This window comes from Streptomyces sp. NPDC048516 (genome assembly GCF_043199875.1).
Lineage (GTDB): Bacteria > Actinomycetota > Actinomycetes > Streptomycetales > Streptomycetaceae > Streptomyces.
In genome coordinates, this window is the sequence record NZ_JBICWS010000008.1 from 244,136 (window position 1) to 262,815 (window position 18,680).

The following is an 18,680-nucleotide window of genomic DNA, read 5'->3' on the forward strand; positions in this document are numbered from 1 at the left end:
GTTGTGCGTCGATATCTCCCGGGAGCGGGTGGTGCCGAGCGCGGATGTATGGGGGACGGGCGAGCCCGCCGCCAGCCCGTGAGGGAGCGGCGGACCCCCTTCTTCCGTGCAGGGTGTCAGCCCGGGGAGATCCTTTGAGGTGTTTGTGGACTTCCCCACAAAGAGTCGGAAATGGGGAACTCTCGCCGGGGGGCCGGGCCCCGCATCCCGGCCCGGTCCCGCCTGCTGCCCCGGCGCCGCCTCCTCCCCCTGGCCCGGCCCGGCCCGTATACCGTGCCTCAGCCGGTGACCGACTCCTTGCCGTTCTCCACGTGTCCCATCAGCCGGCGGTGGAAGGACGGGTCCTCGGCGGCCGAGAGACGGAGGTCGTACCAGCCGTGTGCGTCCTTCGCCGGATGGGCGACGGTGCGGCTGCGGCCGGCCTTCACCTGCACCGTCCGCGGCGCGGTATCCGCGTACGCGAGCGGCTGCAGGGTGAAGGTCAGGTCGGTGCGGCCGGGGTTGGTGAGGGTCAGGTGGAGCTCCTGCCGCCCGGCGTCGATCCGCGTCCCGGTCAGGACGGCCGCGGCGGCGCCCCGCCCCGTCCCGGCGAACTCCCGCCGGAAGCCGTTCGGCCCGGTCACCGTGAAGCGGTACGCCCCGTCCCTGACCGGCACCTCCCATGTCCCCTCCCCCCGCACGTCCCGGTGCTGCGGGGCGGCGAACTCCTTCGCGTACGGGTAGAGCGCCAGGTGCACGGAGGCCTCGCCGTCGTTGCGTACGGCCATCCGGAAGACCGCGGCGCCCGGGTCGAAGCCGCCGTCGGCGTCCGGCTGGTACGGCAGCGCCCTGGCCGGGCGGCTGCCGCCCTCCTGCCGCGGCAGCGCCTGCCGGACCGGCGGCCACGGCAGCCAGCGCCCGCTGAACGGCGGGATGGCGCCAGGCCGCGGCACCGGCGGCTGCCGGCGCCCGCGGGAGAAGTCGAAGGCGGCGGTCAGATCGCCGCACACGGTGCGCCGCCAGGCGCTGATGTTGGGCTCCTCGATGCCCGTCCAGCGCTCCAGGAACCGGGTGATCGAGGTGTGGTCGAATACCTGCGAGCAGGCGTAGCCGCCGACCGTCCACGGCGAGATGACCAGCATCGGCACCCGCATGCCCAGACCGGTCGGCCGGCCGTCCCAGAACTCCCCGTCCGTCCCGGCGGGCGGCACCGGCGGCGGCACATGATCGAAGAACCCGTCGTTCTCGTCGTACGTCAGGAAGAGCGCGGTGTGCCGCCAGACCTCCGGGTTCCGGCCGAGCGCGTCCAGCACCCGGTAGACGAGGGTGGCGCTCTGGGCGGGCGAGGACGAGCCGGGGTGCTCGGAGTCCGCGGCGGACGGCACGAGGTACGACACCTCGGGCAGTGCGCCGCTCGCCACATCGGCGGCGAACGCGGCCGCCGTGCTGCCCGGCTCACCGCGGCGCAGCGCCCGCTCGAACAGGCCGCGCCCGTCGCGGCCGAGGCCGCTCACGCCCTCCTCCAGCAGCCCGCGCAGCCGTCGGCGCCCGGCCTCGTCGGCGCCCGCCAGCTTCCCGTAGTAGCCGGTCATGTTCTGCACTGCGCCGACCTTCGCCAGGGCCTGCTTCGCCACCGCCTTGAAGGTCGCGTAGAACTCCAGGTTGTTGTCGGTGAAGTTGTCCCACTCCTGGTAGACCCGCCAGCTGCGGCCGGCCTTCTCCAGCCGCTCGGCATAGGTGGTCCAGGTGTAGCCGGTGTGGGTGTCCTCCGCGTAGGCGTCGTTGCCCACGGCGCGCTTGCCGTCCGGCTCATAGCCGGTCCAGCCGCTCACCAGGTGGTTGCGGTTGGGGCTGGTGGAGGAGTGGATCGAGGAGTGGTAGGCGTCGCAGACGGTGAAGGTGTCCGCGAGTTCGTAGTGCAGCGGGACGTCCTGCCGGTCGTAGTGCGCCATCGTGGCGGGGGACTTGGCGGTGACCCAGTTGTTCATCCACCCGCCGTTCCACGCGCTGGCCCCGCCGTCCCAGCCGTGGTCGAGCGCGCCGATGTACTGCAGGTCCTTGCGCTGTGCGGCGGCCGCCTCGCGCACCGGGAACGGCAGCACGGTCCCGAGGCCCAGCCACCCCGGCTGCTCGAAGACGCTCCGGCCGCCGGGCAGTCCGACGGCGTTGCGGTCGGCGTAGCCGCGTACGCCGCGCAGCATCCCGAAGTAGTGGTCGAACGAGCGGTTCTCCTGCATCAGCACGACCACATGCCGGAGGTCCGCGAGCCCGCCCCCGGCGCGCGCCGACCGCGTCGCCGCACCGGCCGCCAGCGCCTGCTGCAACGACGGCGGCAGCAGCGATCCGGCCGTCGCCGCGCCCGCCGCTGCCGCCCCCATTCCCAGTACACGTCTACGAGATATCTCAGGTGCCATGCCCGGCCTCCCAGTTGACGTTCCGGTCGATGTACCAGTTGCCGTTTCGGTTGGCGTACGAGGTGCCGTTCCGGTTGCCGTTCCATCAGCCCCTCGGCCGGCCCGCGGTCCGCCGGTCCGGGTCGAGGAGCGACGGGGACGATGAGGAGCGACGGGGACCTTAGTGGAGTGCCGTGACGGGCGACAGAGAGCGAACTGCCCGCCCGGGGAAGGACCGCGGCACCCGCCGGGAGCGGACGTGGCCGGTTCCGGCTCGCGCCGGCTGTTCCCAGCGGGCGCACCGCCCTGGGAAGATCGTCTCGGCCTCCCCCGGGGCCCGGCGGCCTCCCCCGGGCCTCGGCGGCCTCCCCTGCCGGGCGGCCGCACTCACCAAGCCCCACTCGCAGAGCCGCACCCGCCAAGCCGCACCCGCCGTACGGCCGCACTCATCGGACACGGATCGGACAAGGAACCCGCGCACCATGACCCCCCTGACCTCCGGCACCGCCCGCCCCGGCAACCGGCCCCTCTGGCTCATCGATCTGCCGGTCGTCCTGGTAGCCGTCGTCTGGGGCTCCAGCTACCTGGCCGCCAAGGAACTGGCCACCACAGCCACCGTCATCGCCCTGCTCCTGCTGCGGTTCGTGGTGGCCGCGCCGGTGATGGCGGTGGTCGCGGGTCGAGCGATCACCCGGCTCAGCGCCCGGGAGACCGGCGCGGGCGTGCTTCTCGGCATGCTCCTGTCCGGCGTCCTGCTGCTGGAGACGTTCGGGGTGGTGCACACCTCGGCGACCAACGCGGGCCTCATCATCAGCCTGACCATGATCTTCACCCCGCTCGCGGAGGCCGTGGCGACCCGCACCCGCCCCACCGGGGCGTTCCTCGGCGCGGCGGCACTGTCCGTGACCGGTGTGGCCCTGCTGACCCAGGGGTCGGGGTTCACCACGCCGTCGTCCGGCGATCTCCTGATGCTGCTCGCGGCAGTCGTCCGCACCGTGTACGTGATGGCCACGGGCCGTATGAAGACGGTCCGTTCGACCGACTCCGGGGCCCTGACGGTGGTCCAGTTCACCGGCGCCATCGCCGTCTTCGCGTGCGCGTCGCCCTTCGCCGGCGTCTCACCGGTGGATGTCGCGGCCGCCTACTCCCCGCAGCAGTGGGCCGCGCTCCTCCACCTGGCGCTGATGTGCACCCTCTTCGCCTTCTTCGTGCAGATGTGGGCGGTACGCCGCACCTCACCCTCCCGCGTGAGCCTGCTGCTGGGCACCGAACCGCTCTGGGCGGCCGTGATCGGCGTCGTCGCCGGCGGGGACCGGCCCGGCCTGCTCGGCGTGGCCGGGGCGGTCCTGATCCTCGTCGGTACGACCTGGGGCCGGCAGGCGGCGGCACCGGCGGCCACGGCGGAGGGCGGGCCGGAGCGGCCGGAGCGGCCGGAGCGGCCGGAGCGGCCGGAGGGAGGGTCTTCGGAATGCGGGGCCTCGGAGGGCGGGGCGCCGGAGGGCGGGGCACCGGAGGCCACCCCGGCCTCGCAACCGGCGGGCGCGGCCCCGGGGGCACCGCCGCTGTGAGCGGGCGGGCCCGGACGGTTCAGGCCACCGCGTCCCCGAGCACGCCCCGCGAGAGCCGCCCCCGTTCGACGGCCACCATGCCCGCCTGGAACCTGCTGTCCGCCTCCGGTTTGGCCGGCACCAGCGTGATGCCCCCTCCGGAACGCCCGTGCCTGCACCTCTCCCCGCGCCCGGGCCCGCGCCCGCGCCCGTCACGCAGCAGGCCTCCAAGTCCCCGCTGCGCCAGACCTCTTGACCGCCCTATTGGTCTGAACCATTCTGTGCCCAGAAGCGGTGGCCACCGTCTTGCTGCAGTTCTCCCCGTGTTCCCCCCTCGACACCGGAGACAGCCATGCCTCGTACCGCACATACTCGCCCCACCGGCCGCACCCGCCCTACCCGCCACAGACGCCTCCTCGCCGCGGCACTGACGGCCCTCGCCGCCACGGCGGCCACCCTCTCCGGCTCCGCCCCGGCCGCCGCGGCCGATGTCAACGTCGCCAGGAACGCCGGCTACGAATCCGGCCTGAGCAACTGGACCTGTTCGGCGGGCAGCGGCAGCGCCGTCGGCTCTCCCGTCCACAGCGGCACCGGCGCCCTCAAGGCGTCCCCCACCCCCTCCGACAACGCCACCTGCTCCCAGACTGTCGCCGTCAAGCCCGGGTCGGCCTACCGGCTCAGCGCGTACGTCCAGGGCTCCTACGTCTACCTGGGCGCCTCCGGCACCGGCACCACGGACGTCTCCACCTGGACGCCGTCCGCCACCGACTGGCAGCAGCTCAGCACCACCTTCACCACGGGCCCCACGACGACCTCCGTCACCGTCTACACCCATGGCTGGTACGGACAACCCGCCTACTACGCCGACGACTTCAGCGTCCTGGGGTCCGCCGGCGGGGGCGGCACCGACCCCGGGCCACAGGTCCCGGACGCGCCCGGCGGCCTGACCGCCGGTGCGGTGACCCCGTCCTCCGTGGCCCTGTCCTGGACCCCGGTCTCCGGCGCCACCGGTTACACCGTCTACCGCGACGGCACCAAATACGGAACGGTGAACGGCACGTCGGCGACGGTCTCCGGCCTGGCAGCCGCCACCTCCTACCGCTTCCAGGTCTCGGGCACCAACTCGGCCGGGGAGTCGGCCCGTTCGGCACCGCTCACGGCCACCACCGCCCCCTCCGGCAGCGGCGGCACCCCGGCCGTCCCCCGGCACGCGGTCACCGGCTACTGGCAGAACTTCAACAACGGCGCGACGGTCCAGAAGATCAGCGACGTGCCCGCCCAGTACGACATCATCGCGGTGGCCTTCGCGGACGCCACCACCACACCCGGCGCCGTGACCTTCAACCTCGACTCGGCGGGCCTGGGCGGCTACACCGTCGACCAGTTCAAGGCCGACATCAAGGCCAAGCAGGCGGCCGGAAAGTCGGTGATCCTCTCCATCGGCGGCGAACGGGGAACGGTCTCCGTCAACGACTCCGCTTCAGCCGCCAACTTCGCCACCAGCCTCTACACCCTCATGCAGCAGTACGGCTTCGACGGCGTCGACATCGACCTCGAAAACGGTCTCAACCCGACCTATATGAGCCAGGCACTGCGCTCGCTCTCCCAGAAGTCGGGCGGCCACCTCGTCCTCACCATGGCGCCCCAGACCCTCGACATGCAGTCCACCTCGGGCGGCTACTTCCAGACCGCGCTGAACGTGAAGGACATCCTCACCGTCGTCAACATGCAGTACTACAACAGCGGTTCCATGCTCGGCTGCGACGGCAAGGTCTACTCCCAGGGCACCGTCGACTTCCTCACCGCCCTGGCCTGCATCCAGCTCGAAGGCGGCCTCGACCCCTCCCAGGTGGGCCTGGGTCTGCCCGCCTCCACCCGGGGCGCGGGCAGCGGCTATGTCGACCCGTCCGTCGTCAACGCCGCCCTGGACTGCCTCGCCAAGGGCACCTCCTGCGGCTCCTTCAAGCCCGCCCGGACCTACCCCGGCCTCCGGGGCGCGATGACCTGGTCGACCAACTGGGACGCGGCGAGCGGCAACGCCTGGTCGAACGCGGTCGGCCCGCACGTTCACGGCCTGCCGTAGCCCTTGCCGTAGCCGCGGAACTCGCACCACACGATCTTCCCCGGCACGCGCTCGCCGATGCCCCACGCGTCGGCGAGCGCGGACACCAGCAACAGCCCCCGCCCGGACTCGCCCTCTTCTCCGTCGCACGGCGCCCACACCGGCACCCGCGGCTCCCCGCCACCACTGTCGTGCACCTCCACGCGCAGCAGCCCGTCCTCGCCCAGCGAGAGCCACAGCCGGTAGCCACGGCCGGGCGGGACGCCGTGCAGCAGGGCGTTGGTGGCCAGTTCGCTCACGCAGAGCAGGACATCCTCCGCGAGGTGGTCCAGGTCCCATTCGGTGAGGGCGGTACGGGCGAACTCCCGCGCCAGCGGGACGGATCGGCGCTCGCGCCGATAGAACGCCGTACGGGCGCAGAGCGCCCGGATCTCCTTGTGCATAACTCCCACTGTCACAGTGCGTCACTATGCTGGACCACAGCGTCAGGTCGTACGGATGCGATGTACGACTTCTGGCGGTGTCATGCCGTCGCGGGGAGGGGAAGGCAGAGCGCATGCACCCGGCGAACAAACCGAAGAGGATCACTTCCTGGCATGTGATCGGCGCCCAGCTGAGTCACTTCCGGAAGGCCGCCCGCATGACCCAGCCCATGCTGGCCGAGCGGGTGGGAGTGCACGAGGACACCATCGGCTCGGTCGAGCAGGGCCGCAGACCGCTGAAGCTCGACCTGGCCGAGACGATGGACGAAGTCCTGGGCACCAAGGGGGCGTTAGCGGTCGCGGTGGCGAAGGTCCCGGAGCGGGAGAAGCTGCCCGCGTTCGTCCAGGATCTGGTGGAGCATGAGGAGGAGGCGCTGACGCTGCTCTGGTACGAGAATCAGGTCGTGCCCGGCCTTCTCCAGACCAAGGCGTACGCACACGCGCTCTTCTCCTCCCTGTACCCCCCAATCAACGATGAGTTGGCCGAAGAGTGGGTGAGCGGGCGGCTGAGCAGACAAAAGGTGCTCCAGCGGAAGCCTCCGGCGATGATGAACTTCGTGCTGGAGGAAGTGATCCTGGACCGCCCCATTGGCGGGCGCGACGTCTTACGAGAACAGATTCGGCACTTGCGTCGTTGCGCTGAACTCCCGTTTGTGGGACTGCAGGTCATGCCAACGCGCCGCACAACTCACGCTTCCCTCGACGGCCCGATGATTCTGCTGGAGACACCGGAGCATGACCACCTCACCTATATCGAGGCGCAGCGAATCAGCTTCCTCGTTGATGATCCGGACGAGGTCAGTGTGTACCAACAGAAATATGGGATGCTGCGGTCACAGGCCCTTACGCCCGAGGAGACCATGGGCCTGCTGGACGATCTGGCAGGAGAGTCATGACAAGCTCAGCCACTCCGCAGCCCTCTAACGATCTCACCTGGCGCAAGTCCAGCTACAGCGCCAGTGAAGGCGGCGCATGTGTCGAAGTCGCCTACGACTGGCACAAGTCGAGCTACAGCGCCAGCGGCGACTGTCTCGAAGTCGCCACCTGCCCCCACGCCATCCACGTCCGCGACTCCAAGAACCCCACCGGGCCGTCGCTCACCCTGAGCGTCTCCGCCTGGGCCGCCTTCATCGCGGACGTCTCCGCCTGACCGGCGCCGGAGGGACGATGAAGCACCGACGGCTCGGTACGCACGGGCCGAACGTCTCCGCGCTCGGCCTCGGCTGTATGGGGATGTCGACCTCGTACGGCGTCCCGGACGACGCGGAGTCCGTGCGGACCCTTGACCGGGCGGTCGAGCTCGGCGTCACCCTGCTCGACACCGCGGACGCCTATGGGCGGGGCGCCAACGAGGAGTTCCTTGGCCGCTGGCTGCGCGGCCGCACGGCGACGGAGCGGGACGGGCTGGTCGTCGCGACCAAGTTCGGGCTGCGGCACGACGCCGCCACGGGGCGGGTGAACGAGGTCGACTCCTCCGCCTCCTGGGTGCGCGAGGCCTGTCACGCCTCGCTGCGCCGCCTCGGCACGGACCGTATCGACCTCTACTACCTGCACCGCCGCGATCCTGCCGTCCCCATCGAGGAGACGGTCGGCGCGATGGCCGAGCTCGTCGTCACCGGTGCCGTACGCCATCTGGGCCTCAGCGAAGTGAGCCCGCAGACGCTGCGCCGGGCGCACGCCGTCCACCCCATCAGCGCCGTACAACTGGAGTACTCCCTCTTCACCCGCGAGGTCGTGGAGGGCGAGATGCTGGCGACCTGCCGGGAGCTCGGCATCGGCGTCGTGGCCTACTCGCCGCTCGGGCGCGGCATGCTGACGGGTGCGCTGGCGTCCCGCGACGACCTCACCGCCGAGGATGCCCGGCGCCGTTGGCCGCGGTTCTCCGAGGCGAACATCGACCGCAATCTGCGCCTGGTCCAGGCCGTTCGCGCGGCCGCCGGACCCCTCGGCTGCACCCCGGCGCAGGCCGTCCTCGCCTGGCTGCTCGCCCAGGGCGAGGACATCGTCCCGATCCCCGGCACCAAACGCCGGACGTATCTGGACGAGAACGCCGCGGCGGCCGGTATCGCGCTGGCCCCGGAGCAGACGGCCCGGCTGCGGGCGGCCGTGCCCGACGGCGCGGTGGCCGGGGAACGCTACCCGCTCGCCGCCCTGGAGCGCCTGGGCCACTGAACCGGGAAGCGGCCGGGCGGACCCGGCCGCGCCCGTCACCGCCGCTGGCCGGCCCGCTTGGCGCAGGGCTGGTCGTCTTCCGGCAGCTTGCCGGTGGCCAGGTACCGGTTGACCTTGCCGTCCACGCAGGCGTTGCCGTACTCGCCGTAGAGCCCGTGGCGGTTGGCGCCCTTGAGGGTGATCAGCCGGGAGCTCGGCAGCAGGCCGTGCAGAGCGAGACTGTTCTTGTACGTGGCGCGCGGGTCGCCGGTGGCGGCCACGATCAGCGCCGGAGCGTCGTGACGCACCTGCGTGGGCTTCTCGCGCGGCCGGTCCCAGAAGGCGCACGGTCCGATGTTGTTGGTCAGCGGTCCGAAGAGCGCGTGCTCGGCGCGGCTGCGCTCGATGTCCCGCCAGTAGCGCTCGGGGTCGCGCGGGGCCGGCTTGTCCCCGCAGATGATCGCGGACTGCGCCCCGGCGGATTTCGCGTCCTCGCCGTTCAGCATGGTCCGCAGCGCTGCGGCGAACTGCGGAGACAGCCGGGTCGGCTGCCCGCCCGCGGCCTTGGCCAGTACGGCCAGGTGCTCGCCGAGGGCAGCCCGCTGGGGGTCGCTGTCATCCGCGATTTCGGCAGTGATCAGGGACGGCACCTGGGTGTCGTCGAGGCGGAAGACCTCGGGGGCGGTGCCGACCGTCAGACCGCGCGCGGACGCCGCGACGACACTGCGGACCGTGGCGAGCACGTCGGCACGGGTGCGGCCGAGGCCGTAGCCGGCGTTGCGGCGCGCCGCCCAGGCGGCCCAGTCGGAGAGCGCCCGTTCGTTCTCGGGCTCGGCCCCCTGAAGCAGCCGGGGGCCGTAGCCGTCCGGGGCGAGCGCCCCGTCCAGTACGGTCCGGTCGAAGCGGCCGGGGAACAGCTGGGTGTACACCGTGCCCAGGTAGGTTCCGTAGGAGTAGCCGAGGTAGGAGATCTTCCGCTCGCCGAGCGCACCGCGGATGACGTCCATGTCGCGCGCCGTGTTGCGGGTGCTGATGTGCGGCAGCACCGACGCGTTGGCGGCCCGGCACTTGTCGGCCAGGCCCTTCTGGAAGGTGACCTGCCGCTCGAAGCTCGCGCGGCTGAGACCGGCCGAGAGGACGCTGGTGCCGACGGGCCAACGGCAGTCCAGCGGGGTGCTGCGTCCGACGAAGCGCGGGTCGAAGCCGATGATGTCGTAGCGGGCCGACCGCTTTCATCGCCTTGCGGACGTCCGGCGGGGACTGGAGGGCAGGGCCGCCCGGGCCGCCGTTGTTGAGGAGCATCGAGCCGATGCGGTGGCGGGGGTCGGTGGCCTTGAGCCGGGAGACCGCGACGGTGATCGTGCGGCCCCGGGGGGCGGCGTAATCCAGTGGCACGGTCACGTCCGCGCACCGCACACCGGCCTTCTCCAGGCCACGGCCCATCGCGTCGCCGGGGCCCTTGATACAGCTGCCCCAGGCGAGGCGCTGCCGGTAGTAGCGGTCGAGCCCGGCCCCGGAGCCGGTTCTGGGTCCGGCGGTTGCCGCGGCGGGGTCGCGGTCCGAGGCAGGGGGCACAGTGGCCGCGGCAGGGGGCACGGTGGCCGCGGACACGGCGGGGGAAGCGGCGAAGCAGGCAGCGAGGGCGATGCCCGCTGCCGAGGCGCGGCGCAGGGCCGGGCTGAGGATGATCACGCAGACTCCTCGATCTGATGAGGGGTGATGTCGCCGGCACAGAAGGCGCGGTCGACGACGGCGCGGAAGTCGGCCTCTGCCTGGTCGGTTTCGGGCACCTTGTTGAGTGCGAGAGCGATGCCGCGGCCGTCGGGGGTGACCGCGCCCAACCCGCGGTGTCCGCCGGGCACCGTCCCGCTGTGCCCCCACCACATCCCGCCGCACTGCAGCGGAGAGGCGATCAGACCGAGTCCGTACCGGGCGCCGGGCCACAGCCGCCGCGGGTCGGCGGGGACGGTGTGCTTCATCTCGGCGAGCCAGCGCGCGGGCACCAGCTTCCCGCCGAACAGCCCGCGGTAGAACGCCGCTCCGGCCGGCGCATGCCAAAGGGAGGTTTCTTCGCTCTGCTCGGTAAACATCTCACGTCGTCAGACGCTAGAAGCGCCGGCGCCGGTACTCACTGCGGCTGTCCCCCCAGTCTCAGGGGAGCCAACCCCAGCAACGCTCACCCCGGATGCGGGGACGGGGACGCGATGCCGGGACAGCCGTCCGTTGCGTCGATCTGACCCGAGACCGGCCTAAGTCCCGTACACGGCAGCCACGTTGCTCCGCGGGACCGGCCGGATCTTCGCCGCGGGCGCCAAGGCGAAAGCGCGGAGCAGGTTCTCTGTGGTGCGGGTGACGAAGGCGCGCGTACGGTCGTCCATGCCGTGGTCACGGCCGTCGTCGCGCGTTCCCGCCATCAGGGCCTCCACCCACCGCATCGTTCCGGAGGAGAAGACGCCGGCACCGCTCGGCACGGTGTAGTAGGCGGAGTCCGCGTGGCTGCGCCGGCCGTTGCAGACCAGCGGTGAGTGGGCAAGGATCTCCAGCCTCTTGGGCGTGGGCGCCTGTGGGGTCACCCGGTCGTACTCCACCCCGACCAGGTGGTCGAAGGCATCGCCCCGCTTCGCGCCCGTACCCGCGAAGAGCCAGTGATCCGCGCTGTGCACGACATAGGGCGCATCCGTCGGGTAACCCTCGTAGAAGACGCCGGTCAGGGCGGACTCCGGGTCGGCGGCGGGCGGCCTGCGGAAGTCGTGGGTCGGCAGGGCCCGGTGCTGACCGGCGAAGTGCGGATCGTCCCGGTAGGAGGTCTTGTAGCAGACCACCGTGCGCAGGGCACCGGACGACGCCGGCCCCGGCCCTGACCCCGGCCCTGGCCCCGGCCCCCGCCCTGGCCCCGGTTCCAGCCTGACCCGGCGGAAGCAGGCATTGGCCCCGAGGAAGGCGAGATTAGTACCGGCGTCGCGGGCCCGGGTGACGTGCTCCCGCTGCTGCGGGGTCCAGTACTCGTCGTGGCCGAGCGAGAGCGCCGCCGAGGCACCCCGCAGCGCCGATGGGTCGCGGTGGACGTCCACCCCGGTGGTGTAGGCCAGCGGAAGGCCGAGCCGCTCCGCGAGGACCACCAGTGCCCACTCGTAGACCAGGAACTTCCCCGCGCCGTTGCCGTCGTAGGGCCGGTCGAAGCTGACCTCCAGAGAGCGCGTCCCGTACCCGCCGTCCGCGCCCCGGTAAAGGCTGTAGCCGCCCCACGCGTTGTACGCCTGCCAGGTCGTCACCGCGTGCATCAGCACCGTCCGGCCGGTGGCGCGGGCCGAGCGGACGACCATCGGGACGTATCGCTGGTGCCCGTGCTCCGCGTCCAGCCGGAGCAGATAGGCGCCCGGCGGCCAGCCGTCCGCACGCACCCGGAGGCTGCGCTCCCAGTCCGCCCGTACGCTGCGGATCCCGGGCAGCAGCCGCGGGTGGCGCTGACGCCGTCCGGCCACCCGGCCGGAGTGCCAGACCCGCCGGGCCCGGGCCCCGCGGTACCAGCCCACCCGGTAGGCGGAGACACGGAAGCCGGGTGCGGTGGTCGAGACGTACAGCCCGAACTCCTCGCCGGGCAGGACGCTCACCTTGTCGGTGTAGCCCTGGACGGCATCGGGCGGACCGGCCGAGCGGAGCCGCCAGTCGGGGTGCCCCGGCCGGTCCCGCTCCGCGGCCAGGTCCGGCTGGTCGCCGCCGGCCCGGGGGCCGTTGCCGGACGTGGCGTCACAGCCGGCCACCGCCACGGCGAGACCGGCGGCCCCCATGGCGGCGACCCCGAGGAACCGCCTGCGCGCAAGGCCGCCGGGGGCGCCGGGGCTGCCGGCGCCCCCGGGGCCACCCGCCTCGGGGCCACCTGCCTCGCCGCATTCCGCGCCGCCCTGGCACTGCTCACCGTGCCGGCGCTGCTCACCGTGCTGGAGGTCGTCACCCATCGCTTCGCTCCCGTGCGCCCCCTTCCCGTCGAGCCGTCGGGACGATCATCCGCCGACCCGCGCCACCGGACGACCCCGGGAGGCCCAATGCGGGTACGGCGCCGTGCCACGGACCGGAGGCGGCCACGGCTCACCCACCCCACCCCGCCCCGCCCCGCTTCACACCATCGTCTACAGTCTTGTAGACGAAAGCCGGGCAGGACCACCGACCACGCGTGGTCGGCTGAACGATGCCCGGCATGCACATGGTTGCCGACACGGCGCAACCGCGTCGGGAGGGCGGACAGCACGATGGCACAGCCGAGCAACGAGGCGCCGGCACGGCCCGTGGGCGGGGAGTGGCCCCGCACCCCCGCGCCCGGCGGTGGACACGGATCGGGCTGGAGCAAGGTCCCGCAGGTCACAGCCCTGTTCTGGGGAGTGAAGGTACTCACCACAGGCATGGGCGAGACGGCCTCGGACTACCTCGCCCGGACGCTCGGCCCGATACCGGCCGGCAGCCTCGGGCTGGCCGGGCTGGTAGCCCTGCTGGTCCTCCAGCTCCGGGCCACCCGCTACCGGCCCTGGGTCTACTGGTCCGCCATCGTCATGGTCAGTGTCTTCGGCACGATGGCCGCCGATGTCGTGCACGTCATGGCCGGCATCCCCTACACGGTCTCGGTCATCGCCTTCTCGGGCGGGCTGGCCGCGATCCTGACGGCCTGGTACGTGTCCGAGGGGACGCTGTCCATCCACAGCGTCCGTACCCGTCGCCGAGAGTCCTTCTACTGGGCGACGGTGCTCGCCACGTTCGCCCTCGGTACGGCGGTCGGCGACCTCACGGCGGGCACCCTGCACTGGGGATATCTCCCGTCCGGCCTCCTGTTCACCGCCCTCATCGCGGTCCCCGCACTGTCCGGTCGCTTCCTCGGCCTCAATGCCGTCGCCGCCTTCTGGTGGGCGTACGTGCTGACCCGCCCGCTAGGGGCCTCCTTCGCCGACTGGATGGGCGTCTCCACCGCTCGCGGCGGCCTCGGCTGGGGGACGGGTCCGGTCACGCTGGCACTCATCGTGCCCATCGTGCTCCTCGTGGCCTACCTGGCGATCAGCCACAAGGACACCCCACCCGAGCAGCCGGCCACGGGTGCCACCACCTGAGGAGGAGGAAGCCCCCCCTCACCGCGCGTCGCAGCGGCGTCAGGATTCGGTCAGCGCCGGTGCCAGTTCCCGTAGTTGGTCGATCCCCAGCCCCCGGCCCGCCGCCACCGGCTGCAGGGCGACATGGTCCGCTCCGGCCTCGTGGTGCTCGGCCACCCGCCGCCGGATGGCGTCCGCGTCCCCCCACGCCACGATCGCGTCCACCAGCCGGTCGCTGCCGCCGCCGAGGAAGTCCTCGTCCCCGAAGCCGAGCCGCCGCAGATTGCCGGTGTAGTTCGGCAGCTGCAGATAGAGGCGCGTGTGGTGTTCACGGGCCAGCGCGCGGGCCGTCGTGGGGTCGGATTCCAGCAGCACGGCCTGTTCCGGTGCGAGCAGCGGGCCGGTGCCGAGGACTTCGCGGGCGCGGGCGGTGTGTTCGGGGGTGACGAAGTACGGGTGGGCGCCGTCCGTCCGGTCGCGTGCCAGCTCCAGCATCTTGGGGCCGAGCGCCGCCAGTACCCGGCCCGGTGCCGTATCGGCCCTCGGGCCGTCGTACGGGGCCCCGTCCATCGCGTCGAGGTAGGCCCGCATCGCCGCGAGCGGCTTGGCGTAGCTGTGGCCGCGCGCATCCACCAGCGGGGCGTGACTCGCCCCCAGGCCGAGCACGAAGCGTCCGTCGTACGCCTCGGCCAGGGTCTGGGCGGCGGCGTGCGCGGCGGACGCGTCCCTGACCCAGATGTTGGCGATGCCGGTGGCGACCGTGATCCGTTCGGTGGCGGCCAGCAGCAGACCGGCCAGGCTCACCGACTCGGAAGCCGGCGTTTCGCCGAACCACAGGGCGCCGTACCCCAGTTGCTCGATCTCGGCCGCCGCCCGGCGCGCGACGGCGGCCGGCACCCCGCCGAGCCCGCCGTGCCATACGCCGACCCGGCCGATCCTCGCGGCGAGAGATTCGTGCTGCACCGTTCCTCCAACTGGCCCAAGGGTGACGCCCCGTCCTCGGCCTCGTCCTCATTCTCGGACTGCGCAGGGGCCTCTTCTCGATCACAGCATGGCGGCAGGCTCCGGCATTCCCGGGCCGGGCGACCGGGTCAGTCAGGTGGGCCGGCCAAGTGGGCCAATCGGGTGGGCCGTACGACGAAGCGGCCGTCGTCCCGAGAAGTCGCTCTCGGGAGGACGGCCGCTCAGCGCTGCCGGACGGACGGGGACGTCAGCCCTCGACGCCCAGCTTCTCCAGGATCAGCTCACGGACGCGGGCCGCGTCCGCCTGGCCCCGGGTGGCCTTCATGACCGCGCCGACCAGGGCGCCGGCCGCGGCCACCTTGCCGCCGCGGATCTTGTCGGCGATGGCGGCGTTGCCTGCGATGGCCTCGTCGACGGCGGTGCCCAGGGCGCCCTCGTCGGAGACGACCTTCAGGCCGCGCTTCTCGACGACGGTGTCCGGGTCGCCCTCGCCGGCCAGCACGCCCTCGATCGTCTGGCGGGCCAGCTTGTCGTTGAGCGAGCCGTCGGCCACCAGCGCGGTGACCCGGGCGACCTGCTCGGGGGTGATCGGCAGGGCGGCCAGGTCCACGCCGTCCTCGTTGGCGCGGCGGGCCAGCTCGCCCATCCACCACTTACGGGCCGAGGCGGAGTCCGCACCGGCGTCGACGGTGGCGGTGATCAGGTCGACCGCGCCCGCGTTGAGGATCGACTGCATGTCGTGCTCGCTGATCCCCCACTCCTCGCGGAGGCGGTTGCGGCGGATCCGCGGCAGCTCGGGGAGCGCCGCCCGCAGTTCCTCGACCCACTCGCGGGAGGGGGCCACCGGCACCAGGTCCGGCTCGGGGAAGTAGCGGTAGTCCTCGGCGTTGTCCTTGATGCGGCCGGCCGTGGTCGAGCCGTCCTCCTCGTGGAAGTGCCGGGTCTCCTGGACGATCGTGCCGCCGGAGGAGAGCACCGCGGCGTGCCGCTGGATCTCGAACCGGGCCGCACGCTCGACGGAGCGCAGGGAGTTGACGTTCTTGGTCTCCGACCGCGTACCGAACGTCTCGGTGCCCTGGGGACGCAGCGACAGGTTCACGTCGCAGCGCATCTGGCCCTGCTCCATCCGGGCCTCGGACACGCCCAGCGCCTTGATGAGCTCGCGCAGCTCGGCGACGTACGCCTTGGCGACCTCGGGGGCCCGCTCACCCGCGCCCTCGATGGGCTTGGTGACGATCTCGATGAGCGGGATGCCGGCGCGGTTGTAGTCCAGGAGGGAGTGCCGGGCGCCGTGGATACGGCCGGTGGCACCGCCGATGTGGGTGGACTTGCCGGTGTCCTCCTCCATGTGGGCGCGCTCGATGTGCACCCGGAAGATCTCCCCGTCCTCCAGCTGTACGTCGAGGTAGCCGTCGAAGGCGATCGGCTCGTCGTACTGGGAGGTCTGGAAGTTCTTCGGCATGTCCGGATAGAAGTAGTTCTTCCGGGCGAAACGGCACCATTCGGCGATGGAGCAGTTCAGCGCCAGGCCGATCTTGATCGCGGACTCGACGCCGATCGCGTTGACGACCGGCAGCGAGCCGGGCAGGCCGAGACAGGTGGGGCAGGTCTGCGCGTTGGCGTCCGCGCCCAGGGTGGTGGAACACCCGCAGAACATCTTGGTCTTGGTGCCGAGCTCGACATGGACCTCCAGGCCCATGACGGGGTCGTAGGCCGCGAGGGCGTCCTCGTACGACACCAGGTCAGTGACAGTCACGGTGAAACTTTCCCTCTCAGCCCAGCAGGACGTCGTCGTCGCCCAGGCGCTTCAGTTCGCGGTAGAGGATCGCCAGGCCGGTGACGATCGCCGCGGCCGAGACGGCGGCGTCGATCAGGCGGAGCGTGTCGTTCTCCTGACGGGCCAGCTTGGCCTGCTTGGCGACGCTGAGGGCGCCGAAGGCGGTGCTGCCGATCGACAGGTACAGGCCGCCCTTGGACTTCTTGAAGTTCTTGGCCTTCTTGGTCATGGCGCTCACAGTGCAGGTGCCTCCTCTAGCAGCGGGTGACCCCACTGGGCGGTGAACGCGGCCTCGACCGCGGCACCGACCTTGTAGAGCCGGTCGTCGGCCATGGCAGGAGCGATGATCTGCAGGCCCACCGGCATCCCGTCCTCGGGCGCCAGGCCGCAGGGCAGCGACATCGCCGCGTTGCCTGCCAGGTTGGTGGGGATCGTGCACAGGTCGGCGAGGTACATCGCCATCGGGTCGTCGGCGCGCTCGCCGATCGGGAAGGCGGTGGTCGGCGTGGTCGGCGAAACGATCACGTCGACCTGTTCGAAGGCCTTCTCGAAGTCGCGGGTGATCAGCGTCCGCACCTTCTGGGCGGAGCCGTAGTACGCGTCGTAGTAGCCGGAGCTCAGCGCGTAGGTGCCGAGCATGATCCGGCGCTTGACCTCGGGGCCGAAGCCGGCCTCGCGGGTCAGGGCCGTGACGTCCTCGGCGGACTTGGTGCCGTCGTCGCCGACCCGCAGGCCGTAGCGCATGGCGTCGAAGCGGGCCAGGTTGGAGGAGCACTCCGACGGCGCGATCAGGTAGTACGCGGACAGCGCCAGGTCGAAGGACGGGCAGTCCAGCTCGACGATCTCGGCGCCCAGCCCCTTCAGCAGCTCGACGGACTCGTCGAAGCGCTGGATGACACCGGCCTGGTAGCCCTCGCCGCGGAACTGCTTGACGACGCCGACGCGCATGCCCTCGACGCTGCCGTTGCGGGCCGCCTCGACGACCGCCGGGACCGGCGCGTCGATGGAGGTGGAGTCCAGCGGGTCGTGGCCGGCGATGACCTCGTGGAGCAGCGCCGCGTCCAGGACCGTACGGGCGCAGGGGCCGCCCTGGTCCAGGGAGCTGGAGAAGGCCACCATGCCGTAGCGGGAGACGCCGCCGTAGGTGGGCTTGACGCCGACCGTGCCGGTGACGGAGGCGGGCTGGCGGATGGAGCCGCCGGTGTCCGTGCCGATGGCGAGCGGGGCCTCGTAGGAGGCGAGGGCGGCGCTGGAGCCGCCGCCGGAGCCGCCGGGGATCTTGGTGAGGTCCCAGGGGTTGCCGGTCGGGCCGTAGGCGCTGTTCTCGGTGGAGGACCCCATGGCGAACTCGTCCATGTTGGTCTTGCCGAGGATGACGACGTCGGCGGCCTTGAGCTTCTTGGTCAGCGTCGCGTCGTAGGGCGGGAGCCAGCCTTCGAGGATCTTCGAGCCGACGGTGGTGGGAACCCCCTCCGTCGTGAAGATGTCCTTGAGCGCGAGCGGGACGCCGGCCAGCGGGCCGAGCTTCTCGCCGCGGGCGCGCTTCTCGTCCACGGCGCGGGCCTGGGCGAGTGCGCCCTCGCGGTCGACGTGCAGGAAGGCGTGCACCTTCTCGTCGACGGCCTCGATGCGCGCCAGGTGGGCCTCGGTCACCTCGACGGCGGTGACCTCGCCGGCGGCGATCTTCGCCGCGATGTCGGCGGCGGTGAGCTTGATCAGGTCTGCCATGTCGGTCACTCCTCCCCCAGGATCTGCGGCACCTTGAAACGCTGCTGCTCCTGGGCCGGGGCGCCGGAGAGCGCCTGCTCGGGGGTCAGCGACGGACGGACCTCGTCCGCCCGCATGACGTTGGTCAGGGGCAGCGGGTGGGAGGTCGGCGGTACGTCTTGGTCGGCGACCTCGGAGACGCGGGCGACCGCGCCGATGATGTCGTCGAGCTGTCCGGCGAAGTGGTCGAGCTCTTCTGCCTTCAGCTCCAGACGTGCCAGCCGGGCGAGGTGGGCGACCTCCTCGCGCGTGATGCCAGGCATGCAGCGATCCTCTGGTGTTCTGGGCGGAGTGTTCCGGGCGGAGAGTCCAGGCGGAGTCTTCTCGTCGAATGCTCCTGTGAACTTTTCCGGCCCAATCCTATGGCGTACGCAAGAGCTGCCGCGAAACCGTTTCGCCGGGGGCGGCCGTGAGCGCCGGGCAGGGGGCGATTTCCACCGTCCGCCGGAGGGTGACGCGGCCCGGGGCGTGCCGGGGTGCCGCCCCT

General features: G+C 71.9%; 15 protein-coding genes and 1 pseudogene. 6 read left to right on the forward strand and 10 right to left on the reverse strand.

The window, feature by feature from the left end; genetic code table 11:
• Positions 1-278: 278 nt before the first annotated feature.
• Positions 279-2,393: a phosphocholine-specific phospholipase C gene (locus ACGFR7_RS18495; RefSeq protein WP_393319909.1), complete on the reverse strand. Its 2,115-nt coding sequence runs from the start codon at positions 2,391-2,393 to the stop codon at positions 279-281.
• Between the two features lie 461 nt (positions 2,394-2,854).
• Between ACGFR7_RS18495 and ACGFR7_RS18500 the strand changes: the two genes are divergently transcribed.
• Complete coding sequence (locus ACGFR7_RS18500) at positions 2,855-3,940, forward strand: DMT family transporter (protein ID WP_393319912.1); 1,086 nt, start codon at positions 2,855-2,857, stop codon at positions 3,938-3,940.
• 331 nt (positions 3,941-4,271) lie between these two features.
• Positions 4,272-6,002, forward strand: coding sequence for a chitinase (locus ACGFR7_RS18505; protein ID WP_393319915.1), 1,731 nt, complete (start codon positions 4,272-4,274; stop codon positions 6,000-6,002).
• Here the strand turns inward: ACGFR7_RS18505 and ACGFR7_RS18510 are convergent.
• Complete coding sequence (locus ACGFR7_RS18510) at positions 5,987-6,424, reverse strand: ATP-binding protein (RefSeq protein ID WP_393319917.1); 438 nt, start codon at positions 6,422-6,424, stop codon at positions 5,987-5,989. The genes ACGFR7_RS18505 and ACGFR7_RS18510 overlap by 16 nt on opposite strands.
• Positions 6,425-6,537: 113 nt before the next feature.
• Between ACGFR7_RS18510 and ACGFR7_RS18515 the strand changes: the two genes are divergently transcribed.
• Genes ACGFR7_RS18515 through ACGFR7_RS18525 form a run of 3 tightly spaced genes read left to right on the forward strand, consistent with a single transcriptional unit; the run spans position 6,538 to position 8,635 of the window.
• Positions 6,538-7,359, forward strand: a complete 822-nt coding sequence (locus tag ACGFR7_RS18515) for a helix-turn-helix domain-containing protein (protein WP_393319919.1) — start codon at positions 6,538-6,540, stop codon at positions 7,357-7,359.
• The gene (locus ACGFR7_RS18520; protein WP_393319922.1) at positions 7,356-7,613 is read left to right on the forward strand and encodes a DUF397 domain-containing protein; all 258 of its coding nucleotides are present in this window, start codon (positions 7,356-7,358) and stop codon (positions 7,611-7,613) included. The genes ACGFR7_RS18515 and ACGFR7_RS18520 overlap by 4 nt, the downstream gene beginning before the upstream one ends.
• A 17-nt stretch (positions 7,614-7,630) precedes the next feature.
• On the forward strand, positions 7,631-8,635 hold the full coding sequence (locus ACGFR7_RS18525; protein WP_393319924.1) for an aldo/keto reductase: 1,005 nt from the start codon (positions 7,631-7,633) through the stop codon (positions 8,633-8,635).
• A gap of 35 nt (positions 8,636-8,670) precedes the next feature.
• On the opposite strand, the pseudogene ACGFR7_RS18530 reads toward ACGFR7_RS18525, so the two are convergent.
• From ACGFR7_RS18530 to ACGFR7_RS18540, 3 genes and pseudogenes are all read right to left on the reverse strand, one after another.
• Positions 8,671-10,306: pseudogene (locus ACGFR7_RS18530) on the reverse strand (alpha/beta fold hydrolase).
• Positions 10,303-10,704 (reverse strand): hypothetical protein, encoded by a 402-nt coding sequence (locus ACGFR7_RS18535; RefSeq protein ID WP_393319926.1) that lies wholly within the window; start codon positions 10,702-10,704, stop codon positions 10,303-10,305. The pseudogene ACGFR7_RS18530 and the gene ACGFR7_RS18535 overlap by 4 nt, the downstream one beginning before the upstream one ends.
• Positions 10,705-10,863: 159 nt before the next feature.
• On the reverse strand, positions 10,864-12,570 hold the full coding sequence (locus ACGFR7_RS18540; protein WP_393319929.1) for a N,N-dimethylformamidase beta subunit family domain-containing protein: 1,707 nt from the start codon (positions 12,568-12,570) through the stop codon (positions 10,864-10,866).
• Between the two features lie 291 nt (positions 12,571-12,861).
• Here ACGFR7_RS18540 and ACGFR7_RS18545 point away from each other — a divergent pair, with 291 nt between their 5' ends.
• Complete coding sequence (locus tag ACGFR7_RS18545) at positions 12,862-13,707, forward strand: hypothetical protein (RefSeq protein ID WP_393319932.1); 846 nt, start codon at positions 12,862-12,864, stop codon at positions 13,705-13,707.
• 39 nt (positions 13,708-13,746) lie between these two features.
• On the opposite strand, the gene ACGFR7_RS18550 is transcribed toward ACGFR7_RS18545, so the two are convergent.
• The 5 genes from ACGFR7_RS18550 to gatC all read right to left on the reverse strand — a co-directional run bounded on the left by ACGFR7_RS18550 (position 13,747) and on the right by gatC (position 18,456).
• A complete protein-coding gene (locus tag ACGFR7_RS18550; RefSeq protein WP_393319934.1) occupies positions 13,747-14,649 on the reverse strand; it encodes an LLM class F420-dependent oxidoreductase in 903 nt (300 codons plus the stop codon).
• A 247-nt stretch (positions 14,650-14,896) separates the two neighbouring features.
• Positions 14,897-16,405, reverse strand: coding sequence for an Asp-tRNA(Asn)/Glu-tRNA(Gln) amidotransferase subunit GatB (gene gatB, locus ACGFR7_RS18555; protein ID WP_393319937.1), 1,509 nt, complete (start codon positions 16,403-16,405; stop codon positions 14,897-14,899).
• A gap of 16 nt (positions 16,406-16,421) precedes the next feature.
• Positions 16,422-16,655, reverse strand: a complete 234-nt coding sequence (locus ACGFR7_RS18560) for a hypothetical protein (RefSeq protein ID WP_030087700.1) — start codon at positions 16,653-16,655, stop codon at positions 16,422-16,424.
• Positions 16,656-16,660: 5 nt separating this feature from the next.
• Positions 16,661-18,154: an Asp-tRNA(Asn)/Glu-tRNA(Gln) amidotransferase subunit GatA gene (gatA, locus tag ACGFR7_RS18565; RefSeq protein WP_393319940.1), complete on the reverse strand. Its 1,494-nt coding sequence runs from the start codon at positions 18,152-18,154 to the stop codon at positions 16,661-16,663.
• A gap of 5 nt (positions 18,155-18,159) precedes the next feature.
• On the reverse strand, positions 18,160-18,456 hold the full coding sequence (gene gatC / locus ACGFR7_RS18570) for an Asp-tRNA(Asn)/Glu-tRNA(Gln) amidotransferase subunit GatC (RefSeq protein ID WP_393319943.1): 297 nt from the start codon (positions 18,454-18,456) through the stop codon (positions 18,160-18,162).
• Positions 18,457-18,680 lie beyond the last annotated feature (224 nt).